Genomic DNA, 24,186 nt, shown 5'->3' with positions numbered 1-24,186 from the left:
GTCATGTTGCCGGGCGCCACACTGGGATTATTATTCGGTGTCTGGCTGTTTCAGCAACAAGCGCAATTATGGTCGCGCCCGGTTTGGCTGGGCTGGCTAGCAGCCTTGGGACTGGTCGCGCTACTGGCGAACAGTCTTCATATTGGGGGTGTCAGGCTAACCTCAGCGGTTCGCCTTTTTTGCCGTCGGCTTGGCTGTATTTTGCTCGTGGCTGCCATCGGCTTTGCCTGGGCGCAGGCGCGCGCGGCCTGGCGCTTGCAAACGGCGCTGCCTCAGGCGTGTGAACAACAGCCACTCAAGATTCAAGCTGTGATTGTGAGCGTGCCAGCGCGCGATGCACGAGGCCAGCATGTGGATGTTGCCGTTGAGCGCACCTTCAACGCACATTGCCCGTTGCCCCCCAGGCTGCGCTTACACCTCTACGAGCAGTCATATCGTCATGCCCCGGCCACGCCGCGTAATGTCTTACCGTTATTACAAGCAGGAGAGCGCTGGCAATTCACCGTCAAGCTCAAACGTCCCCATGCCACGCGCAATCCGCATGGTTTTGATTATGCTGCCTGGTGCCTGGCCAACCAGATTGGCGCAGCGGGTTCTATAGTCTCCAAAGCACCGATGCGCAAGCTGCAAGCCATGGTCTGGCAACCCGCTGCCATGGTTGCGCGCTGGCGAGCGCTGGTGGGGGCGCGAATCCAGCAGGTGCTGGGAACCAGCCCGGCCAGTGGCGTCCTGCGCGCTTTGGTTATCGGTGATGATAGCCAGATCTCGCGTGCGGACTGGCAATTGTTTGTCGATACCGGGATTAATCATTTAATCAGTATTTCTGGCCTGCATATTACGATGCTGGCTGGCCTCGGTTATTTATTGACGGGCTGGGTGTGGCGAAAGCAACCGCGCTGGGCGCTATATGTGCCCTCCACACTGGCGGCCCGGGTGGGTGGGGCGTTAGTGGCGGTGGTTTATTCCGCCCTGGCCGGATTTTCCATTCCGACACAGCGTACCTTATGGATGTTGCTGACCATGCTAGGTATGCTGAGTCTGCGCCGCCAATTCCCTTTTTCCTGGATACTCAGTGTGGCACTCTGGGTGGTCGTCGTGCTGGATCCCTGGGCGGTGCTGGCGCCGGGCTTCTGGTTGTCTTTTGGCGCAGTGGCCTTGCTCGCTTTTGGCATGGGCGGACGCTTGCATCCTCCGAGTGCCTGGCGGGCCGCGGTGCATACACAGAGCATGATTACGCTGGTCTTTGTGCCTATCCTGATCCTCTTGTTTAACCAGGTGTCTCTGGTGTCCCCGTTTGCCAATGCTCTGGCGATTCCACTGGTTAGCCTGGGCGTGGTGCCACTGGCGATTGCCGGCGCTATGTTGCCGGTGGATGCCTTGTTAATGCTGGCAGCACAGTTGTGGCAGGGACTGGCCTGGCTATTACATTGGTTCAGCCAGTTATCCTGGGCAGTCTGGTATCTGCCTACACCGTCACTGTCTGCCTGGCTGCTGGCAATGTTAGGCATGCTGGTGTTGCTGTTACCCAAAGGCTGGCCATTACGCTGGTTTGGGCTGCTACTCTGGTTGCCTTTATGCTTGCCTGCCCCGTCAGTGCTCAAGCCAGGGGACATGCGCGTCACTGTGCTGGATATCGGCCAGGGCTTGAGTGTGCTGGTGCAAACGGCTAGCCATGCCATGCTTTACGATGCGGGGCCGGTCTATCATGAAGACAGTGATGCCGGTCAACGGATTGTGCTGCCTTATTTGCGCCACTTGGGCCTGTCCCGGCTGGATTTGGCGGTGGTCTCGCATGACGATAATGATCATGTCGGTGGCATGGCCTCGGTGTTGGCTGGCGTGCCAGCCACACGCTTGTTAAGCTCACTGGGCGCAGACGCGACTTTTTTTGCGCAACTGCAGGCGATTCCGCAGGCGGCAAGCATGCCACATCTTGCTTGCCAGGCCGGACAGCATTGGCAATGGGACCAGGTCAGTTTCAAGGTGCTTTATCCTTTGGCGCAACCAGAAACTCCCCTTAAAGATAACGATAAAAGCTGTGTGATTCAGGTGATCTCTGCCCATGGCAGTCTGTTATTGACAGGGGATATCGAACAATATGGTGAGCAACGGTTGCTGGAACAGTCTGGAAAAAATCTGGCTTCTACGGTGATGACCATGCCGCATCATGGCAGCAAAACCTCCTCCAGTCCTGCGTTTGTCCAGGCGGTAAAACCCAGCATCGCGATTGCCACGGTGGGCTATCTTAACCGGTTCGGCCACCCCAAGCAGGCGGTGTTATCACGCTACGAAGCGATAGACAGTCAACGCTACCGCTCAGATCAACATGGCGCGGTGATGCTGGATTTTACACAGGGCAATCACCCAACGGTCTTAACCTGGCGCCAGGTTGAGCCGCATTATTGGGATTGACTGCCTCTGCGATCGCCCACAATGCGCAAAAGCGGTTTTGTAACCGCTTAGATACCGCACAAAACTTGCCCTTAGGGCAGGTTAACGCTAAAGTAGCGGAAGTTTAAAAAAACCATTGGAGTCATCACTGTGTGGGAAATTATTTTAGCGGCCGGTTGGCCAATCTGGCCTCTGGTTATCGCTTCTGTGATCTCGTTTGCCATTATTGTCGAGCGATTCTGGGCCTTGAGAGCTTCAGTTGTCACCCCGGACCAGTTATTGCCTGAAGTGCAAAACTGGTTAAAGCAGGGCGGCGTGACACGTGAAACCTTAAGCCGTCTCGAAGCACACTCTTTACTTGGTCGCGTTTTTGCCAGTGCGTTGGCGAATATGGGGCACTCACGTGAGGTTACCAAAGAAGCGATTGAAGAAACCGGCCGTGCGGTTGCACACAAGCTGGAACAATACCTGCCCACCCTGGGGACCATTGCCACTGTAGCGCCTTTGCTGGGGCTGCTGGGGACGGTGATCGGGATGGTCGAGCTGTTTGGTTCATTCACGAACAGTGGTCACGATGTGGCACAGTTTGCGCGCGGCATTTCGGTGGCCTTGTACAACACGGCGGCCGGGATTGTGGTGGCGGTGCCCTCGATGATTGCCTATCGTTATTTCAAGAGCAAAGTGGACGGTTTTCTGGTGGATATGGAGCAGCAAGCCGTTAAACTGGTAGAAATCATCCACGGCGACCGCGGATAAGCATTTTGCGACAGGATAAAAAAAGGCAGTCTCATGAACTTTAAACGTGGTAGCCGCGACGAAGAGCTCGAAATCAACTTTATTCCGTTGATTGACGTGTTGCTGGTGATTATTATTTTCCTGATCGTGAGTGCAACCTTTTCACGTACCAGTGAGTTGCAGATTAACTTGCCGACCGCGGATGCCAATGCCCCTCAAGAAAAACCATTGACAATTACCGTGGAGGTCGATGCCAGCGGCCGTTGCCTGGTGAATGGCAAAGAAGCGAATGGCGCCGTGGTGTCTGATTTGTCAGCCGCCTTGATCGAAGCAGGCAAGGCCGGTCCGGCAGACAAAGAGCCGACCATTATCATTAATGCCGATGGCAAGGCCTCGCACCAGTCTGTGGTGAATATTATGGAAGCCTCCCGGATGGCGAATTACACACACATCACCTTTGCCACACAGGTAAACAGCCACTAATGTGTGGTGGCTGTTTGTGAGCTGTCCCGTTTAGTGCCAGGCAAGCCCGTTGTGACCGACGGGCTTGCTTGTTTTTAAGTAATCAGAGAACCCGCATGGCCCGCAAACAAAAAGTCGATTTACCTAAAATCGTCAATCCCAAACTGTTATACAAGCGCCTGTTTTTATATGCCTGGCGTTACAAGTTTTATTTTCTGGTCTCCATGGTGGCAACCACCGTGTTGTCGCTCAGTAACACCGCTTTTCTGGCCCTGATTAAAAAAGTCACCGATGAAGGCTTTGTCCAGCATTCGGTGCAGGAAGCATTTACTTTGCCGCTGATGCTGGTTGGCTTAATGGTCGTTCGTGCCGTGGCTTCATTCTTCTCGATTTACTGCTTGCGCGCTGTGACCAGGCTAGTGGTCGAAGTGATGCGCAAACAGGTGTTTGCCAAGCTGATGTTGTTGCCGGTCAGTTTTTTTGACATGCATTCCAATGGCTCGCTGGTGTCCAAGATGACCTATGACGCCGAGCGGCTATCGATTGTCGTCACGCGTTCAGCCCATAACGTAGTACGGGATATCCTGACTGTGATAGGCCTGATTGCTTACATGCTGTATCTGGACTGGAAACTGACCCTGGTATTTGCGCTGGTGACGCCGCTGATGGGGCTGTATTTATCCAAGACTACGCCCAAACTGCGCGCAAATGCCAAACGGGTACAGCAAGCCGTTGGCGAGATTACCAAAACAGCGGAAGAGGCGATTGCCGCGCAGCGTATTGTCAAAATTTTTGGCGCACAAAATTTTGAGAACACGCGCTTTGGCGATGTGGTCGGTAAAAACCGCCAGCTCGAATTGCGCAGTGCGCGTATCTCGGGGCTTAACAGCTTTGTGATTGAGGTGTTGTCGGCGCTGGCTTTAGGGCTGGTGGTCTATTATGCCCTGGGACAATTTACGGTAGGCGAGTTTGCCGCGTTTATCGGCGCATTGATGATGCTGATTGCACCGATCAAACACATCACTTCGGCTAACGAGGACTTGCAAGTGGGCCTGGCGGCGGCGCAGAGTATTTTTGAGGTGCTGGATTTGGCATCCGAAGAGGATCATGGCCATCATCGGATTGGCCGCGCGCAGGGCGATCTGGTATTTAAAGACGTGACCTTGCGTTATCCGCAGGCCAAACACAACGCGCTGGACCACATTAATGCCACGATACGCGCTGGCGAGAAAGTGGCGCTGGTTGGTCGTTCTGGCAGTGGCAAAACCACACTGGTCAATTTGCTGCCACGCTTCTATGGGCTGCAAGAAGGCAGCATTTTGCTGGATGGCGTGGATATCCGCGAGTATGGCCTGGAGAACTTGCGCGAACAGTTTTCACTGGTCAGTCAGGATATCGTCTTGTTTAACGACACCATTTACAACAATATTGCCTATGGTGCCTTGCGCGAGGCGACTGAGGCCGAAGTCATTGCCGCGGCAAAAGCGGCTAATGCCTGGGAGTTTATCGAGCACATGCCGCAAGGCCTGCAAAGTGAAATCGGTGACCGGGGTGTCCGTTTGTCCGGCGGGCAGCGCCAGCGCCTGGCGATTGCACGTGCCATTTTAAAAGATGCGCCGGTGTTACTGCTGGATGAGGCGACGTCTGCCTTGGACAGTGAGTCCGAGCTACATGTACAGATGGCGCTGGATCGCTTAATGCAAAACCGCACGACGATCGTGATTGCGCACCGCTTGAGTACCGTAGAGAACGCAGACCGGATTCTGGTCATGGATCAGGGCAGAATCATCGAAACTGGATCGCATACCAGCCTGCTGGCACAAAGCGGGTATTACAGCCGGCTGTATCACAAGCAGTTTCAAGACGACTGATGTTGCGGCATTGGTTTGAAAAACAGTGGCAGGGGATGGGATGGGCGCAAGCCTTGCTGCTGCCGTTGTCCATGCTGTTTGCGGTATTGTCTGGCTTGCGGCGCCTGTTTTACCAGGTGGGGTTGTTGAGCAGCCAGGCCTTGCCTGTGCCGGTGGTGGTGGTCGGCAATCTCTCTGTAGGTGGGGTCGGTAAAACGCCGGTGGTGATTTATTTGGCGCAGCAGCTGCTTGCCGCTGGCTACCGTCCCGGGATTTTGAGCCGCGGCTATGGCGGACAACACACCGGCGAGGTGACGCCTGACAGCCTGCCGCAGTCACTGGGCGATGAGCCGGTGTTAATTGCCGGGCGCACTGGCTGTCCGATCTGGGTCGATGCCAACCGTGTGGCAGGCGGTCTAGCCTTGCTGCAGGCGCATCCTGAAGTCAATGTGATTCTGTGTGATGATGGCTTGCAGCATTATGCGCTTCAGCGGGATATCGAAATTGCCGTTGTGCAGCGGCCACTCGGTATCGGCAATGGTCACTTACTCCCTGCCGGGCCGTTGCGTGAGCGATTGCGTCGTTTGCAAACCGTGGATATCATCGTAGAAAGTGGTCAGGTCCCTGCCGGCCCCTGGCCAGTGGCGCATTATGTCGTTGGCCTGGAAGTGGGCCGCTGGACCTCAGTCACAGACCTGAATACGCATCTGTCGAATGCCGAGTTGCAGCAGCGGGCATTGGTTGCAATTGCCGGCATCGGTCACCCACAACGGTTTTTTAATACCGTCTCCAATCTGGGCATTACCTGTGAAACCGTCGCCTTTGCCGACCACCATGCTTACCGCAAGGAAGACTTCCTGCCGTTTAAACAAAAAACCATACTGATGACAGAAAAAGATGCCGTAAAATGTCAGCATCTGGGATTAACCAACGCCTGGTATTTGCCAGTCAGTGCGCAAATCACGCCGCTTGGTGATCATCCTTCCCTGACGGAAAACGTCATCAGACGTTTGCAACAATGCAAAGGAAATAGGCATGAATCCTAAACTCTTGGAAATTCTGGTGTGTCCGGTAACCAAAGGACCGCTGGTGTATGACAAACAAAAGCAGGAGCTGGTGTCCAAAGGGGCTCGCCTGGCTTATCCGGTACGCGATGGCATCCCGGTCATGCTCGAAGACGAAGCACGTCGCCTGGAAGAGCACGAATACGCTGAATAACCATGTTTAAAGTTGTTGTTCCAGCCCGTTTTGCCAGTACCCGGCTACCGGGCAAACCCTTGCTTGATCTTGCCGGTAAACCCATGGTGGTTCGCGTGGCTGAGCAGGCAGCCAAAAGCCTGGCCAATCAGGTGGTCGTGGCCACCGATCATGCGCAGATTCTGCAAGCTGTCGCGCAGCACCAGATCACTGCAGTGATGACGCGGGCCGATCATGTTTCTGGCACAGACCGCATTGCTGAAGTGGTGCAAACCATGCAATGGCCTGAGGACACCATCGTCGTCAATGTGCAGGGCGACGAGCCTTTGATTGATCCGGTGCTGATCAACGAGGTGGCCCAGACCTTGGCCAATGATGAACAGGCGGTGATGTCTACCGCGTGCCATGCCATTCATGACGAGACGGTTTTCACAAATCCGAATGTGGTCAAGGTGGTATTCAATGCCAAGCAGCGCGCGCTGTACTTTAGTCGCGCGGCGATTCCATTTGCACGGGACACGGCAGATCGCCAGCAGCCCCTCACCGCATATCGTCACATTGGCATTTATGCCTATCGTGTCAGCTTTTTGAAGCAATATGCCAGCTTGCCAGTCACCACGCTGGAAAGCATTGAAAGCCTGGAACAATTGCGCGTGCTGTATCATGGCTACCAGATCGCCGTTAGCGTGACTGATCACGCGCCTGCCAGCGGCGTGGATACACCCGAAGACCTGGCGGCTGTCAGGCAGATTTTTGCTAGTAACGACTAAAAATAAAAAGCCTCACTTAAGTGAGGCTTTTTATTTTGCGCTAACTGATAAATTAGCTGTTTTTCTGACGACGAAAGGCAATCAGACCCATCATCGCCAAGCCAGCGAACATCATGCCGTAAGTTTCTGGCTCTGGAACAGGGACAGTAATTGGGTTGATGGTATAGCTACCTTCGTAACGGCCACCACCGATCAGGTTAAATTGTAAAGTGTAGTTCCCTGCAGCCAGGTTCGAAACACTGAAAGTCCATCTTGTCAAATCAGAGCCAATCAGGATAGGCGTGATAATCGGTGCCCATGTGAAGGTATCATCTGAATCGCTAATCAGGGTGACACCTTGGTAAAGGCCTGAATTGACTTCATTTAACAGTCGGAACTCTGGATCCAGAACGCCTGTTAAGTCAAAGCTGCCAGCAGTGTATGAAATATTCACTTTAGCTGTTTTTGCAAGACTGCTTCCTGACAAGTCAGTGCCACTAAAATTGGTTGTCGTGGCAGTTGCAAATGCTGATGTGCTCACTAACAATGATGCTGCGACTAAAATATTTTTTAACATATTCGTATCCCCTAATGAATTAATTAACAATTTCTGGGAGCGATTATGACAATATCAATCGTGCAAGCATATAGCCCGTTAGGGTCATCGGACTATCGGGCGTTTAAAAACGGAGTCAAGTACGGAATATAAAGTAGACTGCCCCCATCATACATAAGCCTGCCCACAGGTAATCCCACTTGAGTGGCTGCTGCATGTACATGACGGCAAACGGGACGAATATCACCAGTGTGATGACTTCTTGCAGAATTTTGAGTTGCGCCAGGTTGAGTTGGGTAAAGCCAATCCGGTTGGCTGGTACCTGAAAACAATATTCAATCAGGGCGATGCCCCAACTGACCAGAATGGCGATCCAAAGCGGTTTTTGATGCAGGTCTTTCAGGTGACCATACCAGGCAAACAACATGAACAAGTTGGCTGTGGAAAGAAGCAGGATGGTTTTAATCAGTGTGAAAGACATGCAACATCAGGCAAGAAAGGGTGACTTGGGAAAAGTCACCGGATCATTGAAAAAAGCTTAAATGGCGGCTTCGCCAGTTTCACCAGTACGGATACGGATCACTTGTTCGACGGAAGAGACAAAAATCTTGCCATCACCGATTTTACCGGTATGGGCGGCCTTGATAATGGCTTCGATCGCACTTTCTACCATGTCTGATCCTAGAATCACTTCAATTTTGATTTTTGGCAGAAAGTCGACGACATATTCTGCGCCACGATATAACTCGGTGTGACCTTTCTGGCGACCAAATCCCTTGACTTCGGTGACTGTCAGTCCATTGACGCCAATCGCAGATAACGCCTCACGCACTTCGTCCAGTTTAAAAGGCTTAATAACGGCTTCTACTTTTTTCATATGTGCTCCGTGGATAAATCTCTCAATGGCATTTTACGCAAGCAGTGCTTTTTATACAAATGTCCTGTGCATGCCTCACAAGGCCTTGCGTGTCGCGCACTTAAAATGACAGGTTACAGGTGATCGGGTAGCGACGGTCCTTGCCAAAGCCGCGCTCTGTAATCCTGACACCCACTGCCGCTTGCCGCCGCTTGTATTCATTGCGATCAATCAGGCGAGTCACGCGCTGCACATCACTGGCGGTATACCCCATTTCGATGATACGCGCGATGCTCAGGTCTTTTTCGACGTAGGCTTCCATGATGGCATCCAAGACCTCATAGGGCGGTAAGCTGTCCTGGTCGGTCTGGTTTTCTCTGAGCTCGGCGCTAGGGGCACGTGTGATAATCCGTTCAGGGATCACCCGGCTCAGGCCATTGCGGTAGGTTGCCAGCTTGTAAACCAGGGTTTTGGGTACATCCTTGATCAAGGCAAAGCCACCCGCCATATCACCGTATAAGGTGCTGTAGCCGACAGCGGTTTCTGACTTGTTGCCGGTGGTGAGCACCAGGCTGCCAAACTTGTTACTGATGGCCATCAGTAGCATGCCACGGATGCGGGCCTGCAGGTTTTCTTCGGTGGTATCAAAAGACTTGCCGGAAAACTCCTCAGACAAGGTCGCACAAAATCCTTCAAATAGCGGTTTGATGGGTAATACGCTGTACTCAACCTCAACCAGTTGTGCCATTTCAGCGGCATCTGCCACGCTGATGCCGGCGGTAAATTCAGAGGGCATCATCACTGCTTTGACGCGCGTTTTACCCAGTGCATCCACGGCGATGGCGAGTGTGAGGGCGGAATCTATGCCACCGGACAGTCCCAGCACCACCCCGGGGAATTTGTTTTTATTGACATAGTCACGCAGACCCAGTACCAGCGCTTTGTATACGGCGGCTTCGGTGCCCAACGGCGCCGTAATATCGGTGGCCAAAGGGGTCGTGCCGTCTATGGTCAGGTAAGCCATCCCGGCTTCAAACATTGGCAGCTCTTGCACCAGTTCTCCCAACCGGTTCATGCTAAAAGACGCGCCATCAAACACCAGTTCGTCCTGGCCGCCGACCATATTGGCATAGACCATGGGTAGCCCGGTTTCACGGATGCGGTCGCGCAATACCTGGTAACGTGTCTGTTGTTTGTGCAGATGGTAAGGTGAGGCATTGATCGTCAGCAGCACTTGTGCCGAAGCCTGCAGGGCCTGCAGGGCAGGGCCTGACTCCCAGCTATCCGCACAGATCAGCACGCCATAGCGTACGCCATGCCATTCAAACACCACGGGCAATTGACCTGCCTCAAAATAGCGCTCTTCATCAAAGACGCTGTAGTTGGGCAAGTGGTGTTTATGATAGGTCGCCTGTATCCTGCCAGAATGGATCACCGAAGCCGCGTTATAGCGTTTGCCTGCCACTTCATCAGGATGTCCAACAATGACTGCCATGTCGTGAGGCAGGTGCTGCACCAGCCAACTGAGTGCCTGCGTGTTGGCGTGATAAAAATCCTGCCTGAACAGCAAATCTTCTGGAGGGTAGCCGCATAAAGCCAGTTCCGGCGTTAGCAAGAGGCGTGCACCTGCTCGATAAGCCTCTTCGGCTTGCGCCAGAATGTGTTCCGCATTTTGCTGCATGGCACCGACCATGCAGTTCATTTGAGCAATTGCAAGTTTCATCTGCTTTTCATTCAGGATGGGCTGCAGGGCTTAATACTTGCCACCCGCAGCCTTGATCAGTTCTACCATGGCCGGGTTTTGGCCTTTGAGGGCATAGACATAAGCGGTCAAACCGTATTGATCACGTGTTTTGACATTGGCCTCATGTTCAAGCAGCAATCGCGCCATTTCCGGCGCATTGTTGCTCACCGCCAGGTGCAGCAAGGGCGTGCCTTCGCTGTCTTTCTGGTTGGCATCTGCTTCATGCTCAAGCAGTGTTTTGGCTGCTTCAAGCTGATTTTTCTTCACCGCCCAGGTCAGTGCTGTCCAGCCATGCTCATCTTCCTCATCCACTTTGGCACCATGTTCTGCCAAATAGGTCACGGCGGCGGCATGGCCCTCTCGGGCGGCAATCATGAGCGCAGTGGTGCCCAGCTTGTCTTTGAGATTGGCGTCAGCGCCTTTGGTTAATACCGTGGTAATGGTGGGTACATCACCACTTTTGGCCGCATACATGAGCACAGTTTTCCCATCCGAAGACCGCACATTAGCATCAAAACCACGCGCGATAATCAGGCCCACCAGTTCGCTGTAGCCGGAGGTGGCCGCCAGGCCGAGGGCGCTCCAGCCGGCCGGGTCACGGGCTTTAACATCGGCACCTTTTTCCATCAGCATTTTGGCGGCATCCAGATTATTTTTCTTGGCCGCAAACATGAGTGCTGTCCAGCCACCCTGATCTTTGGCATTAATGTCGGCGCCACCGGCTAACAACTCGCGGATCACTTCCGCCTGGTTTTTACGGGCGGCATACATGATGGGCGTCAGTTTGTCGCCATCGGTGACATTCGGGTTGGCGCCGCTTTTTAACAAGGCTTTGACCGTGGCCAGGTCGCCTTTGGCGGCGGCAATGAGCAGGTAAGACACTTCATCATCGCGAAAAGGCGCGCTGTCCTCGGCCATCTGTTTTTTGCTGGCGGCCTCCGCAGACAGGCCAGGCCAGGTGAGGCCAATCAGCAGTACGCTGCTAACAATGATGCCTGTCCAGCGATGGTGAGCCTGTAAGCAACGATACATGCCAGTTCCTTTATGCGTTTGCGCGTTGAATGGCCGCGAGGACGGCCTCACCCAGACCAGCAGGGGAGGCTGCAACAACACAGCCAGCTGATTCCAGGGCGGCAATCTTGTCTTCTGCACGGCCAGAACCACCGGAAATAATTGCCCCGGCATGGCCCATACGTTTGCCTTTAGGGGCGGTTAAGCCGGCAATATAAGCAGCGACCGGTTTGGTGACATGGTGTTTGATGTAGTCAGCCGCTGCCTCTTCATCACTGCCACCGATTTCACCAACCATGATGATCGCCTCTGTTTCCGCGTCTTTCTGAAAGAGTTCCAGGCATTCAATAAAGTTCAAGCCTTTGATCGGGTCGCCACCAATGCCGACACAGGTGGTCTGGCCCAGGCCCAGGGCCGTGGTCTGATGGACAGCCTCGTAAGTCAGGGTGCCAGAGCGTGACACGACGCCGACCTTGCCACGTTTGTGGATGCTGCCCGGCATAATGCCGATTTTGCATTCATCAGGCGTGATCACGCCTGGGCAGTTAGGGCCGATCAGTTTGGTGCCATTGGCGCGCAGCGCCGCTTTGACATTGAGCATGTCCAGAGCCGGAATGCCTTCGGTGATACAGACAATGAGCTCAATGCCTGCATCTGCGGCTTCCAGAATGGAGTCAGCTGCAAATGGCGGCGGCACGTAAATCACGCTGGCATTGGCCTCGGTCTCCTTCACGGCTTCGCGCATGGTATTGAATACGGGCAGCTCCAGATGGCGCTGACCCCCTTTGCCTGGCGTCACGCCACCCACCATTTTGGTGCCATAAGCCAGCGCTTGTTCGGAATGAAACGTTCCTTGTTTGCCGGTAAAGCCCTGGCACAATACTTTGGTATCTTTATTGACTAAAATCGCCATGACTACACACCCTTGTTCACTGCGTTGACTGCTTGCTGGGCGGCATCGGTCAGCCCTTCTGCAGAAATAATATTCAGGCCACTCTCACGCAGCATCTGCTTGCCCAATGCGACATTGGTCCCTTCCAGCCGCACCACGACCGGAATGGTCATGCCCACCTCTCTGACTGCAGTGATAATGCCGGTGGCAATGATGTCGCAACGCATGATGCCGCCAAAAATATTGACCAGAATCGCTTTCACATTAGCGTCAGCCAGGATGATTTTGAAGGCCTTGGTCACGGTCTCAGCTGTGGCGCCGCCGCCGACATCCAGAAAGTTGGCAGGCATGCCGCCATGCAGCTTGATCAAGTCCATGGTTGCCATGGCCAGGCCAGCGCCGTTCACCATGCAACCAATGTTGCCATTTAAGGCAATGTAATTGAGGCCGCTATGGTGAGCCTCCGCTTCTTTGGCATCGTCTTGTGACCAGTCACGGATCTCTGCAAACGGTTTTTGACGGTAAAGTGCGTTGTCATCTACCGTCATTTTGCAATCCAGCGCCACCAGTTTTCCTTCAGCGGTTACAATCAGCGGGTTAATTTCGAGCAGTGACAAGTCATTGTCTTTAAACAATTTGTACAGGCCTTTGGCCAGCTTGGTAAACGCGCCAATCTGGTCACCACTCAGGCCCAAGCCAAACGCCAGGTTGCGCGCCTGAAAGTCCACCAGTCCATTTAGCGGGTCACAGACTTCCTGCAGGATTTTTTCTGGCTGGGTGGCCGCAATCTCTTCAATATCCATGCCGCCTGCGCTGGAAGCGACCATAACCACGCGTTCCAGCGTGCGGTCTACCAGCATCGAAAGATAAAGCTCACGTGCAATCGGCAGGGTTTGCTCCACCAGCACCTGATGCACGGGTTGGCCATCAGGCGCATTTTGGTAAGTCACCAAATGCTTGCCAAGCAGGCTACCTGCCACGGTTTGCGCTTCTAATGCAGATTTAACCACTTTGACGCCACCCGCTTTGCCGCGACCGCCGGCATGCACCTGGGCCTTGACCACCCAGGCTTCACCGCCCAGTTCTTTGGTGGCTGCCGCAGCGGCTTCTTCGGATTGAACGACCAGGCCAGCCGGTGTGGCCAAACCATATTTTTGCAGGAGTTGTTTGGCTTGGTATTCGTGCAGATTCATGAAAATTCAGAGGTTTTGATAGTTAAGCATCTATTTTCGCGCAAATACCCTATCAAGGCTAGACTGCAAATAAAAAAACCGCACAACTGTGCGGTTTTTTAAACGTATTTAACGCGATAGCGTTAACCAATGCGATGCTTATAAGTCCTGCGCCCAGGCATTGCCGTAGACTTTGCCATTGCGGGACAGTACCAGCATTTGATACATGCTGATCACCCACATGTAACTGGAGGCCAGGCTGTAGCCAATGCCACCGATAATCGTTAACCAGGCAAAGTGTGGTGACAACTTGGTCAGCCACCACGACATCACGTCCATAATCAGAAAAGCAAACGGGAAGGCGATGGCAATGATTTTGGCAGGTTTAGGCACATTCACGGCAAAACTGAAAATCAGGCCGATAAAAAAGAAAATGAAACTGATGCCAAACAGGTGTATATGCGATACCCGCGTCAGGCCGCTGATCGTTGCGCCCTCATTCACCTCTGCGCGCGCCTTAACTTCATCATAGTTGTTAAAGTTGGGGATGCCGGGGATGTTGCTGTGGCACATGACGCAATGCTGCGCAAACACCTGCTTGAAGTGTGATTCCCATTGGTCTTGTGGCGCGCCTTGTTGCGCCCATTTGATAATGTCCTGGCGGACCTCCAGGGGGGCCTTGTCCGACATGGAGCCATTGAGCTTGCTCGCCAGTTTGGTGCCACTGCGGTCGCCGTAATAACTGTAGACAATATCGTTCACTGACAAGCCGAATTTGCCATCGGCCATACCGTGCGTGAGCATGATTTGCAGGCCAGCCATACACAGGCCGACGCCAATCACGAGCAGATAACCAATAAACAGGGCTTTAAGCGGTAAGGGCAGGTTAGGCAGGTTCAGCCATGGCAGCGTTTGTGCGTCTTGTTTCATTGTAATCCCTAGGGTGTTGAGTTTAACCAGTTTTAATTTTTGCCAAGCATATCATTGCCAGGGGCAATCCAAAAACAGAAATACTCCCAAAAAAGCACGCTTATCAATGCGATGCAAGGGCAACTGCTATAATCCAGTTTTTTAATCGACGGTAGTGATCATGCGTTTAGTGGTTCAAGGGCCGGCCATCACCATGGCTCATCTTTCCCATCTTCATGGCCTGGTGGGCGGGCATGCGCAGTTTATGCAAGTGGGCGAACATGCCTACTATTTGCCGGTGCCAGAAGCGGATTATCTGGAAGTGAAGGCTTTTTGCGCCAGTCAGCAGATAGACTGCGCGCTGGTGCAAGACACTCATAGGCTGCAACACATGGGCTTGTGCGTCATGGATATGGACTCCACCCTGATCTCCATTGAATGCATTGATGAAATTGCCGACATGATGAACCTCAAACCGCAGGTCGCCGAGATCACCGAAGCCGCCATGCGTGGCGAGCTGGATTTTTCTGCCAGCCTGCGTAAACGTGTGGCCTTGCTCAAAGGCCTGCCAGCGACCGCATTGCAACGCGTGATTGATGAGCGCCTTCGTTTTAATCCCGGCGCGCAAGCCTGGATCAATACCTGCAAGCAACACGGCATCAAAACCATGGTCGTCTCTGGCGGCTTTACCTTTTTTGCCAACCATGTCCAACAGACCTTGGGGCTGGATTACGCGGTCTCCAACACGCTGGAAATCATAGACGGCAAACTCACCGGCCAGGTCCTTGGTGAGATCGTCGATGCCCAGCGCAAAGCCGATGAACTCACTAAACTGCGTGATCAGTTGGGCCTGTCGGCCGCACAAACGATTGCGATTGGTGACGGTGCCAACGACCTCAAAATGATGGCGGTTGCCGCGGTGGGCGTGGCTTATCACGCCAAACCAGTGGTGCAACAGCAAGCCATGTATGCGCTCAATGTAGTGGGGCTGGATGGCGTAGCGAGCTTGCTATCGGTCTAACTCATCTGCACGGTTGCTCCATGATTCCAGAATTCTGCTCTCGAGTCATCGCCACCTAACATAAAGCATTCAAGGGTGGCTTGGGCGCTTTTTATTTAGCCAAATGAGGCCTGCGCTTGTCCACAGGCGATGCCTTGAGTTTTTTGATGATGCGATTTGTCGCGTATTGAATGCTTTTCGGGATAAATGCTTAAATAAATATTTGATTTATTTTGGTTTTTTTGAAAATAATATTTGCTATTGTGGTGCATAAAGCGCATAGTGGTTGCACGCGACGTTCAAGCATTGTTGTTTTCTCTGGTGGTATCTTCTGGTTCTCTCGTTAATCCCGCTTACTTGTGCCTCGCCCTCCAAGGGGTTTCCCTTTCATTTTTTACAAAGGATTTAGATATGGCTACAGGTATTGTCAAATGGTTTAACGATGCAAAAGGTTTTGGTTTTATTACTCCAGATCAGGGTGGCGATGATTTGTTCGCTCACTTTTCCGAGATTCAATCAGCAGGTTTTAAAAGCCTGGCGGATAACCAGCGCGTTTCATACAACGAAACGACTGGCCCTAAAGGCAAACAAGCTTCTGCGATTCAGGTGATTGCATAGTCACGCCTGACTAAGTGGCGCAGTAAAAAGCCCGGTTTCGGGCTTTTTTCATTATTGAAAAAGGAATCGCATGGCTAAAGAAGAATTGATTGAAATGCAGGGCGCAGTGACTGAAGTGTTGCCGGATGCGCGTTATCGCGTGACGCTGGACAATGGGCATCAGTTGACTGCCTACACCGGCGGCAAAATGCGCAAGCACAAAATACGTATTTTGGCGGGCGATAAAATCACCATCGAAATGTCGCCTTACGACATGGGCAAGGGACGCATTACGTTCAGGCATCTGCCGCCCAGAAGACCTGCTTGAGTCATCTGCTGCTCTTTTCGGCGTGCAGTTGATCTTGCTCAGCTAGAAAAAAAGCCCCTTGCGGGGCTTTTATCGTTGATGGCATCACGCTGATCGCGCTTAGTAGTCCATCTCAGGCATCGCAGGCGTTTTTTTGTCCTCTTTGGGCAATTCGGCCACGGTCGCATCGGTGGTCAAAATCAGCCCGGCAATCGAGGCGGCATTTTGCAGCGCGGTGCGAGTCACTTTGGTGGGGTCGACCACACCGGTTTCCACCATATCCACATATTCACCTGTCGCGGCGTTGTAGCCGGTGTTACCCGTTGCCTCAAGCACTTTGGTGATGACCACAGAAGGCTCTTCTCCGGCATTTTTCACAATCGCGCGCAAGGGTTCTTCGATTGCGCGCAACACGATGCGGATACCAGCATCCTGATCATCATTATCCCCCTTGAGGGCACCGATACGGCTGCGAGCCCGCAGTAAAGCCACACCGCCGCCAGGGACGATGCCTTCTTCCACCGCAGCGCGGGTTGCATGCAGGGCGTCATCGACACGGTCTTTTTTCTCTTTCATTTCGACTTCGGTGGCCGCACCGATTTTAATCACGGCGACACCACCAGCCAGTTTGGCCACGCGCTCTTGCAGTTTTTCCTTGTCGTAGTCAGAAGTGGTCTCCTGAATTTGGGTTTGAATAGACTGCACACGGGCTTTAATCTTGGCTTGGTCGCCAGCGCCATCAATTATCACGGTGTTTTCTTTGTGTATCTCAACTCGTTTTGCACGGCCCAAATGCTCGATGCTGACTTTCTCCAGTTGCATGCCGGTTTCTTCTGAGACGACGGTGGCCCCGGTCAGGATGGCAATGTCTTCTAGCATGGCTTTGCGACGATCACCAAAGCCTGGCGCTTTGACGGCAGCTACTTTAAGGATGCCACGCATGCTGTTGACGACCAGTGTCGCCAGCGCTTCGCCTTCCACGTCTTCGGCAATGATCAGCAAAGGCTTGTTGGTTTTGGCTACGTTTTCCAGCGTCGGCAACAAGTCGCGGATATTGCTGATTTTCTTGTCATACAACAAAATCATCGGCTCATCCAGCGCCGCCACCTGTTTGTCCGGATTGTTCACAAAATAGGGGCTGATGTAGCCGCGGTCAAATTGCATGCCTTCCACCACATCCAACTCATTTTGCAGTGACTTGCCTTCTTCTACCGTAATCACGCCCTCCTTGCCAACTTTTTCCATAGCATCGGCGATGATCTGACCAATGGCGGTATCCGAGTTGGCAGAAATAGAGCCTACCTGGGCAATCTCTCTATTGGTGGTGATGGCTTTAGACATCACTTTGAGCTCATCCACCAACGCAGCCACCGCTTTGTCTATGCCGCGTTTGAGGTCCATCGGGTTCATGCCTGAGGCCACCGACTTCATGCCTTCTTGCACTATCGCCTGCGCCAGTACGGTGGCGGTAGTCGTACCGTCACCTGCGACATCCGCGGTTTTAGACGCGACTTGCTTCACCATTTGCGCGCCCATGTTCTCCAACTTGTCTTGCAACTCGATTTCTTTGGCGACCGAAACACCATCTTTGGTAATCACCGGGGCGCCAAAACTGCGCTCCAGCACCACATTGCGGCCTTTGGGGCCCAGGGTGACCTTGACCGCATCGGCTAGGATATTCACGCCTTTTACAATTTTTTGACGGGCGTGGTCATGAAACTTCACATCTTTAGCTGCCATTGTTCAATTCTCCTTTCTCTCTTAGCAACAAAGTGATTAAGCGACTTTTTTGAGATCGGCAGAGGCGGGTTCAATCACACCGAGAATGTCTTCTTCGCGCATGACTAATACCTCTTCGCCATTGAGTTTGACTGTTTGTCCGGCATATTTGCCAAATAAGACATGGTCACCAACCTTCACTGCCAGTGCTCTCAGGCTGCCATCTTGAAGGGACTTGCCGCTCCCGACAGCGATGACTTCGCCTTGCTCGGGTTTTTCTGCAGCCGTGTCTGGGATCACAATGCCGGAAGCGGTCGTACGTTGTTGTTCGACTCGCTTGACTATGACGCGGTCATACAGGGGACGAATATTCATGTTCAATTCTCCTTAGCGAATAAGTTCAACAAAAACCACCACTGGAGACGTTTGCAGACGCAACTGGCAATCATGCCTCCAGTGGCGAAAAGGTATCAGCAGAGTTGCTGATACCGTGAAAATAGGGATGCGCAAAAAAATTTCAAGAGGGCTAGAGCGCTCTTTTTTTGACTAGAAACTGATTCACCAATTGGCTGATTTCAAACTTGCGGAAATGTTTTTTGATCGTGACTGCATAGAAATTCTCAAAAATCCCTTCCAGTTGCGTGAAGGATTTGAGCACACCATTTTTTAACTCGTCTTTAACCACCACCTCCGGCATGACGGTGAGTGCCCGGCTGTCGCGCGCTAACAGCCGCAACATCGCCATGTCATTCGCTTCGGCCACGATGTGAGGTTCCAGGTGATGCAAGGCGCACAAGCCATCAAAGGCCGCCCGAATCGGGCTGTCCTGATTGGGCAAAATCCAGTTGTACTCCGCATATTTGGCCGAAAATCCGTGTTTGATCTCAATCTCTGCCGGGCCGATCACACTGATGGGTTGCCGGTCTAGCAGAATACACTCCCATAACTGGTCAGTATTGCCTCTCACTTCGATATTGGTGAGCGCCAGGTCTATCTGGTGATTCGAAAGCGCATTGAGCAAGTTGGTTTGACCGCTGGCAGAAATTTCGAGTTTGATCTCCGAGTGATTCAGTAACGGCTCCACAAAGCTCTCGATGAAGTTTCTGGACATGGTAGAGAGCACACCAATCCGCAACGTTTGACTCTCAGACGCAATGCCTTTTCTCAGCAGGTTTTCGAGTTCTATGCCTTTGGTAAAAATCGAATCTGCATAGGAAAACGCCAAATTACCGAACTCCGTCAACACCAGTTTACGCCCTTGTCGTAAAAACAATGCGCAGTCCAGGCTTTCTTCCAGTTGTCTGATCTGTGAAGACAGCGCGGATTGCGAGATATGCAATTTTTCTGCTGCCCTGGTCAAGCTACCCACTTTCACGATATGCCAAAAATATTGCAAGTGATGATAATTGAGTCTCGCCATATATAAATAAAATAGAACATAAAATTAATATTTATATATTTTACCTAATTAAAATCATCCGTCAAAATCTGCATCACCCGCTATTTAGTTTTTTAATATTGTTAGATAGGTGAAATGGTGATGATGAAGCGGCTTGAAATTGATGGTCGAACAGTGACGGTTTATCCCAAGAACATAGAAATAAATGGTGAGGAGGTGGTCACCCAGGGCGAAATTCTAATTGAATTACTGCCTGAAGTCTGGGCGCCAATAGAGGGTGAGCCGACGACAAGCGCGTCGGTGCAAGAGGTGGTCACCCAACAATCTGTAGCGATTGATGGGCCTACCTCCGGTTAATCTTTATCTTCTATTAAAGTGTATTTTATGTTCTGTTTTATCAATGTATTTTTTGGTCATGAAAGGCCGTGTTAATGGACGTTGTCATTTATTTTGCACTGGTACCCGGAGCCATCATGTGGCTGGCTGGGCTGCTGAGTGGAGTACTACCCTGGCAACATGACCGTGGCTGGCAACTGTTTAAGCGTCTGCTCAGCGTGGCGCTTGTGGCGGCAGGTATATCCGCCGCAGCCGTGTGTCTGCATGTCCAGTCGTTGCCTGGCAATTTTTTCAGTGCGTTTGGCATTGCTGTGTCCCCTCTGCAGGCGCTGTTGGCTTGTTTGGTGCAATTGCTGGGGTGGGCGATCGGACATTTTTCTGCCAGATACCTCGAAGGTGAGGCCAATCAGAAAAGCTTTGTCACCGCTTTAAGCCTGGTCCTTGCCAGTGTGCATGTGCTGCTGATTGCTGATCACTGGTTGTTGTTTGTCGCGGCATGGTCAGCCATTGGCGTGTGTTTAAAGCACTTGCTGTGTTTTTATGCAGACCGGCCGTTTGCACTGTTGGCTTCGCACAAAAAGACCGTGGCGGATGTGTTGGCGGATAGTCTGTTGCTGCTGACGGCCATGATCGCCTATGTTGAAACCGGAAGCGTACAGATTTCAGTCTTTCTTTCACATGTCAGCATGCATGGCTTGTCGCAGCTCAGTAGCTGGTGTGCCATGCTGCTGGTGGCGGTGGTCATTTTAAAAACGGCATTACTGCCAGTGCATGGCTGGTTAATCCAGGTGATGGAAGCACCGACGCCTGTTTCTGCCTTGTTACATGCCGGTGTGGTGAACCTGTCTGGTTATGTTTTGATCCGCTTTGCCCCCTTGTTCGAACAGGCAACACTGGCCAGACATGTATTGTTAGCGGTTGGGCTGGTGACATGCCTGTTTGCCTCGCTGGTCATGTTTACCCGGGTCAGTATCAAGGTCAGGCTGGCATGGTCCACCGTGGCACAAATGGGCTTCATGATAGTGGAATGCGCGCTGGGGCTATACACCTTTGCGGCGCTGCACCTGATCGGACACTCGATTTACAAGGCTTATGCCTTTTTGTCCGCCGCCGACATTGTCACACACACACGCTTGCAGCAGATGGCGGGTAAAGCGGCCTTTGCCAAGTTGAGCATGTTGCTTGCCCCGGTGTTGACCATGTTGATTGTGTTCGGGGTACAGGCGGTCTCGGGGACCCAGCTGTGGCCAGCCTGGTGGAGCCTGATACTGGCGCTGGCCTGGGCTCCAGTGTTGTGGCAGCAGGTCGGGCAGGCAGTGACTCTGCGCCTGCAACTGCAAGCCCTGCTATTTGGCAGTGTGCTTGCCATGGGGTTGACCGCCGTTAGTGTGGTGTTTCACCTGCTTCCCCTCGGGATACACGATCAGCCTTCCCCTACGGGCGGATGGATAAGTGTGCTGGCCATGCTCATGCTGTACCTTGCCACGACCATGATCCAGCAGATGCCTGCGCGGTTGGCTGTGCTGCATCGCTCAGTCTATGCCGGGTTTTATCTGGATGAGTTTTACACGCGATGGGTCTTGCGTTTATGGCCGGTTAGTTGGGGCAAAAGCACGCATGCCAATGACTAGGCGCGCTTCTGAAATGAATGGATAAGGAACCAAAAGATGTTTTTTATTGAAGACCAAGTATTCCCAGGGCGTCACCATGGGCAAACACAGTCTATCCGTGAGCAGGTGATAGACCAGGCCTGCCAGCGTGCGTGCGACAGTATTGCGCCTACCTGGCCGCTGGATCAGTCGATTGCAGTAAACCCGCATTGGAATAGAGTCCACTTGCCAGTGAGGACTGTAGCGGCACGCATGGCTGTGCTAGGCGATCTGCAAGTGTTTCCGGCCAGAAGTCATCTGTTACATGCCTGGCAGCAAGGACGCATGTCTGCACAGGACTTAACCCAGGCCATGACACAACTCGGGCTCAGGCAGACCACGATTGCAGAGGCAGTGGTCCTGTTATCGGCGCCGCTTGCCATTACCCAATTACCGCTACTGATAGATGTGCTCGATGACGATGCCCAGCGGTTTCAGCGCTTGACCTGGCGCGATGCGATTACGCATCAGGTCAGCCAGACTTGTGCCGCGTATTTTGACCGGGACCAGTCAGACTGGCAGCCTGAGCGTGCAGGTGGCTTGTACCAGTTCTGGCGTGACATGATCGTGCATGACCATGGCATCGGTGTGTTGATGGGCTTGCCCAACATCCACCAGTTTCTGGATTATTTGCCACGCAATCGCCAACAGGCTGAACGCTGGGTGGTCGAGGCGCTGGGCCTGGATGAGGCCGTGCTGGCCGATTATTTTGAGGCGGTATTGCTCACGGTGAATGGCTGGGCATCCTGGTGTGCTTATCTGGATTGGCAAGCCAGATTACAAGGCCAGAGTGATGACAGCTTGCGTGATTTGCTGGCGATTCGGTTGGCATGGGGCGTGATTTTAATGCAATGCAAAGGCCTCAATGCAACCAACAGCGCCATTAGGGTCATCCAGCAAAAATGGCAGCATGTGGCTGAAAAGATTCAAGCTGCAGAACAGGCATTGCAAGTGGATGAGGTCTGGCAGCTGGCACTGGAAATCGGTTATCAGCGCCAGCTGGCGCAACAACTGAGCCAGGTGCCGGAGGCTGCAATACCGACACCCAGGCCACTGATTCAGGCCGCATTTTGTATTGATGTACGCAGTGAACCGATCCGGCGGGCAATAGAATCATTGTCACCCAATATACAAACGCTGGGCGCGGCGGGCTTTTTTGGCTTGCCAATTGCCTATCAGCCTTTTGCTTCCGACTATCAGCGTCCACAGTTGCCGGGCCTGCTGGCCCCTAGCTTAACTGTCCGTGATCAAGTCCTTGTCGGTTCAGAGACGGTGAGCGAAGTGGCACAGGCCGGTAGCAAAGCGCTACAGCTAAAAGTCGGCCAAAAGCGGCTCAGCAATTTTATGCTGTCTGGCCAGGTCAGCCGACTGAGCAAATATCCTGGAGCGGCCTTTTCGCTGGTAGAGAGCGCGGGCCCACTGTTTTTGAAACCCTTGTTAGCCATGATCAAGCCGCAATTGCATGCCCGCAGTTCGCTTGATCAACATGGCTTGCCGAAAAAATACCGCGCATTGACCCGGCCTCAGTTACAAGCGGTGAGCGTGGTCGAAAAAGCCGAGCTTGCTGCGCGGGTACTCAACAGTTTAGGCCTGACCAGCGGATTGGCGCCCCTGGTATTACTGGTGGGGCATGCCAGCCAGAGCAAAAACAATGCACATGCCTCCAGCCTCGATTGCGGCGCATGTTGTGGACAGTCTGGCGAGGTAAACACGCGTGCCTTGGCTGCCATGCTCAATGATGCCGAGGTGAGGGCACAGCTGGCAAGTATGGGCATGGCGATCCCCGCCGAAACCTGGTTTGTTGCCGCCTTGCACAACACTACCACACAAGCGTTGCAAGGCTTTGATCTTGATCTGCTGCCAGCCGCAACGCACACTCGCTGGCAGCAGGCGGCTGAGCTGTTTACCGCTGCTGGTGAAATTGTACGGGCACAGTTAGCCTCTACCTCAATGCAGTCAACAAAAGCCATCGATGCCGGTCGTTTGTTCAAAGCTTTTCGCCAGCGTGCCAATGACGCTGCGCAGACCCGGCCGGAATGGGGCTTGGCCAACAATGCGGCATTTATTCTGGCCCCCCGGGCGCGTACCAGACATTTGAATTTGGCCGGGCGGGCATTTTTGCATGAGTATGATGCGGCGGCGGATATTGAAGGGGCGTTATTGGAACAACTGATGACGGCCCCCATGCTGGTGACGCACTGGATTAACTGGCAGTACCATGCCTCGACCTGTGAGCCAGTCAAGCTTGGGAGTGGAAACAAGCTGTTACATAACGTCGTCGGTGGCCGCATCGGCGTGTTTGAAGGCAACGGCGGTGACCTCAGAATCGGTCTCTCAAAACAGTCATTGCATGATGGCCAGCAGTGGATGCATGAACCGCTCCGCTTGACGGTGGTGATTGTGGCAAGCCGCAGACAGATTGACCAGATTATCGGCAGGCATGCGGTCATTAACCATCTGGTCAACCATGGCTGGTTACATCTGTGGTGTGAAGAGGATGGGCAACGTTGGCGGTATGTTGCCGGGCAATGGCAGGCACTGGATTTTGCTGAAATGACGCAGCCCGTTTGAGTCAGTCTTCATCTTGTCAGTATGCATGCCTGAGGTCGTTTACTAAAGACCGGTGATGGATGCATGCTGGCAAGTGAGTGATTT

Annotated in this window: 24 protein-coding genes; 13 read left to right on the top strand and 11 right to left on the bottom strand. The window is 52.9% G+C overall.

The window, feature by feature from the left end; genetic code table 11:
• The first annotated feature begins 3 nt into the window (after positions 1-3).
• The 7 genes from Q9292_RS07825 to kdsB all read left to right on the top strand — a co-directional run bounded on the left by Q9292_RS07825 (position 4) and on the right by kdsB (position 7,405).
• Positions 4-2,412 carry a DNA internalization-related competence protein ComEC/Rec2 gene (locus Q9292_RS07825; protein WP_313986560.1) on the top strand — a complete coding sequence of 803 codons (2,409 nt, stop codon included), beginning with the start codon at positions 4-6 and terminating at the stop codon, positions 2,410-2,412.
• Between the two features lie 129 nt (positions 2,413-2,541).
• Positions 2,542-3,147, top strand: coding sequence for a MotA/TolQ/ExbB proton channel family protein (locus Q9292_RS07820; protein ID WP_194748326.1), 606 nt, complete (start codon positions 2,542-2,544; stop codon positions 3,145-3,147).
• Between the two features lie 33 nt (positions 3,148-3,180).
• Positions 3,181-3,609, top strand: a complete 429-nt coding sequence (locus Q9292_RS07815; protein ID WP_194748325.1) for an ExbD/TolR family protein — start codon at positions 3,181-3,183, stop codon at positions 3,607-3,609.
• A gap of 95 nt (positions 3,610-3,704) precedes the next feature.
• Positions 3,705-5,459, top strand: a complete 1,755-nt coding sequence (gene msbA, locus Q9292_RS07810) for a lipid A export permease/ATP-binding protein MsbA (RefSeq protein WP_313986557.1) — start codon at positions 3,705-3,707, stop codon at positions 5,457-5,459.
• Positions 5,459-6,484, top strand: coding sequence for a tetraacyldisaccharide 4'-kinase (gene lpxK, locus Q9292_RS07805; RefSeq protein ID WP_313986555.1), 1,026 nt, complete (start codon positions 5,459-5,461; stop codon positions 6,482-6,484). Before msbA ends, lpxK begins: the two co-directional genes overlap by 1 nt.
• Positions 6,474-6,656, top strand: coding sequence for a Trm112 family protein (locus tag Q9292_RS07800; protein ID WP_194748322.1), 183 nt, complete (start codon positions 6,474-6,476; stop codon positions 6,654-6,656). The genes lpxK and Q9292_RS07800 overlap by 11 nt, the downstream gene beginning before the upstream one ends.
• 2 nt (positions 6,657-6,658) lie before the next feature.
• Positions 6,659-7,405 (top strand): 3-deoxy-manno-octulosonate cytidylyltransferase, encoded by a 747-nt coding sequence (kdsB, locus tag Q9292_RS07795; RefSeq protein ID WP_313986552.1) that lies wholly within the window; start codon positions 6,659-6,661, stop codon positions 7,403-7,405.
• Positions 7,406-7,457: 52 nt separating this feature from the next.
• Here kdsB and Q9292_RS07790 read toward each other — a convergent pair whose 3' ends face one another.
• The 8 genes from Q9292_RS07790 to Q9292_RS07755 form a co-directional block, all read right to left on the bottom strand.
• A complete protein-coding gene (locus tag Q9292_RS07790; RefSeq protein ID WP_313986550.1) occupies positions 7,458-7,961 on the bottom strand; it encodes an FxDxF family PEP-CTERM protein in 504 nt (167 codons plus the stop codon).
• 115 nt (positions 7,962-8,076) lie between these two features.
• The gene (locus Q9292_RS07785) at positions 8,077-8,421 is read right to left on the bottom strand and encodes a DMT family protein (protein WP_313986548.1); all 345 of its coding nucleotides are present in this window, start codon (positions 8,419-8,421) and stop codon (positions 8,077-8,079) included.
• Between the two features lie 57 nt (positions 8,422-8,478).
• On the bottom strand, positions 8,479-8,817 hold the full coding sequence (locus Q9292_RS07780) for a P-II family nitrogen regulator (protein ID WP_194748319.1): 339 nt from the start codon (positions 8,815-8,817) through the stop codon (positions 8,479-8,481).
• A 100-nt stretch (positions 8,818-8,917) separates the two neighbouring features.
• A complete protein-coding gene (locus Q9292_RS07775) occupies positions 8,918-10,519 on the bottom strand; it encodes an NAD+ synthase (protein WP_194748318.1) in 1,602 nt (533 codons plus the stop codon).
• A 30-nt stretch (positions 10,520-10,549) separates the two neighbouring features.
• Positions 10,550-11,572, bottom strand: coding sequence for an ankyrin repeat domain-containing protein (locus Q9292_RS07770; RefSeq protein ID WP_194748317.1), 1,023 nt, complete (start codon positions 11,570-11,572; stop codon positions 10,550-10,552).
• 10 nt (positions 11,573-11,582) lie between these two features.
• Positions 11,583-12,464 carry a succinate--CoA ligase subunit alpha gene (gene sucD, locus Q9292_RS07765; RefSeq protein WP_194748316.1) on the bottom strand — a complete coding sequence of 294 codons (882 nt, stop codon included), beginning with the start codon at positions 12,462-12,464 and terminating at the stop codon, positions 11,583-11,585.
• Positions 12,465-12,466: 2 nt separating this feature from the next.
• Complete coding sequence (gene sucC / locus Q9292_RS07760; protein WP_313986544.1) at positions 12,467-13,636, bottom strand: ADP-forming succinate--CoA ligase subunit beta; 1,170 nt, start codon at positions 13,634-13,636, stop codon at positions 12,467-12,469.
• A 138-nt stretch (positions 13,637-13,774) separates the two neighbouring features.
• Positions 13,775-14,545 carry an elongation factor-1 alpha gene (locus Q9292_RS07755; RefSeq protein ID WP_194748314.1) on the bottom strand — a complete coding sequence of 257 codons (771 nt, stop codon included), beginning with the start codon at positions 14,543-14,545 and terminating at the stop codon, positions 13,775-13,777.
• A 160-nt stretch (positions 14,546-14,705) separates the two neighbouring features.
• Here Q9292_RS07755 and serB point away from each other — a divergent pair, with 160 nt between their 5' ends.
• From serB to infA, 3 genes are all read left to right on the top strand, one after another.
• Positions 14,706-15,545 carry a phosphoserine phosphatase SerB gene (serB, locus tag Q9292_RS07750; protein WP_194748313.1) on the top strand — a complete coding sequence of 280 codons (840 nt, stop codon included), beginning with the start codon at positions 14,706-14,708 and terminating at the stop codon, positions 15,543-15,545.
• A gap of 390 nt (positions 15,546-15,935) precedes the next feature.
• The gene (locus tag Q9292_RS07745; protein WP_194748312.1) at positions 15,936-16,142 is read left to right on the top strand and encodes a cold-shock protein; all 207 of its coding nucleotides are present in this window, start codon (positions 15,936-15,938) and stop codon (positions 16,140-16,142) included.
• 70 nt (positions 16,143-16,212) lie between these two features.
• Positions 16,213-16,449, top strand: a complete 237-nt coding sequence (gene infA, locus Q9292_RS07740; RefSeq protein ID WP_018985872.1) for a translation initiation factor IF-1 — start codon at positions 16,213-16,215, stop codon at positions 16,447-16,449.
• Positions 16,450-16,548: 99 nt separating this feature from the next.
• Here infA and groL read toward each other — a convergent pair whose 3' ends face one another.
• The 3 genes from groL to Q9292_RS07725 all read right to left on the bottom strand — a co-directional run bounded on the left by groL (position 16,549) and on the right by Q9292_RS07725 (position 19,567).
• Positions 16,549-18,168 (bottom strand): chaperonin GroEL, encoded by a 1,620-nt coding sequence (groL, locus tag Q9292_RS07735; RefSeq protein WP_275355999.1) that lies wholly within the window; start codon positions 18,166-18,168, stop codon positions 16,549-16,551.
• Between the two features lie 36 nt (positions 18,169-18,204).
• A complete protein-coding gene (locus tag Q9292_RS07730; RefSeq protein ID WP_313986538.1) occupies positions 18,205-18,522 on the bottom strand; it encodes a co-chaperone GroES in 318 nt (105 codons plus the stop codon).
• 151 nt (positions 18,523-18,673) lie between these two features.
• A complete protein-coding gene (locus Q9292_RS07725) occupies positions 18,674-19,567 on the bottom strand; it encodes a LysR family transcriptional regulator (RefSeq protein WP_313986536.1) in 894 nt (297 codons plus the stop codon).
• A gap of 120 nt (positions 19,568-19,687) precedes the next feature.
• Between Q9292_RS07725 and Q9292_RS07720 the strand changes: the two genes are divergently transcribed.
• The 3 genes from Q9292_RS07720 (at position 19,688) to Q9292_RS07710 (ending at position 24,102) form a co-directional block, all read left to right on the top strand.
• Positions 19,688-19,903, top strand: coding sequence for a hypothetical protein (locus Q9292_RS07720; protein ID WP_313986534.1), 216 nt, complete (start codon positions 19,688-19,690; stop codon positions 19,901-19,903).
• Between the two features lie 74 nt (positions 19,904-19,977).
• Positions 19,978-21,513, top strand: a complete 1,536-nt coding sequence (locus Q9292_RS07715) for an NADH-quinone oxidoreductase subunit L (RefSeq protein ID WP_313986532.1) — start codon at positions 19,978-19,980, stop codon at positions 21,511-21,513.
• Positions 21,514-21,549: 36 nt separating this feature from the next.
• A complete protein-coding gene (locus Q9292_RS07710) occupies positions 21,550-24,102 on the top strand; it encodes a DUF2309 domain-containing protein (RefSeq protein ID WP_313986530.1) in 2,553 nt (850 codons plus the stop codon).
• Positions 24,103-24,186 lie beyond the last annotated feature (84 nt).

This window comes from Methylophilus sp. VKM B-3414, from assembly GCF_032248435.1.
Classification (GTDB): Bacteria; Pseudomonadota; Gammaproteobacteria; order Burkholderiales; family Methylophilaceae; genus Methylophilus; species Methylophilus glucosoxydans.
Note: the sequence above shows the minus strand (reverse complement) of the source record. Positions and strands in the feature narration are given on the sequence as shown.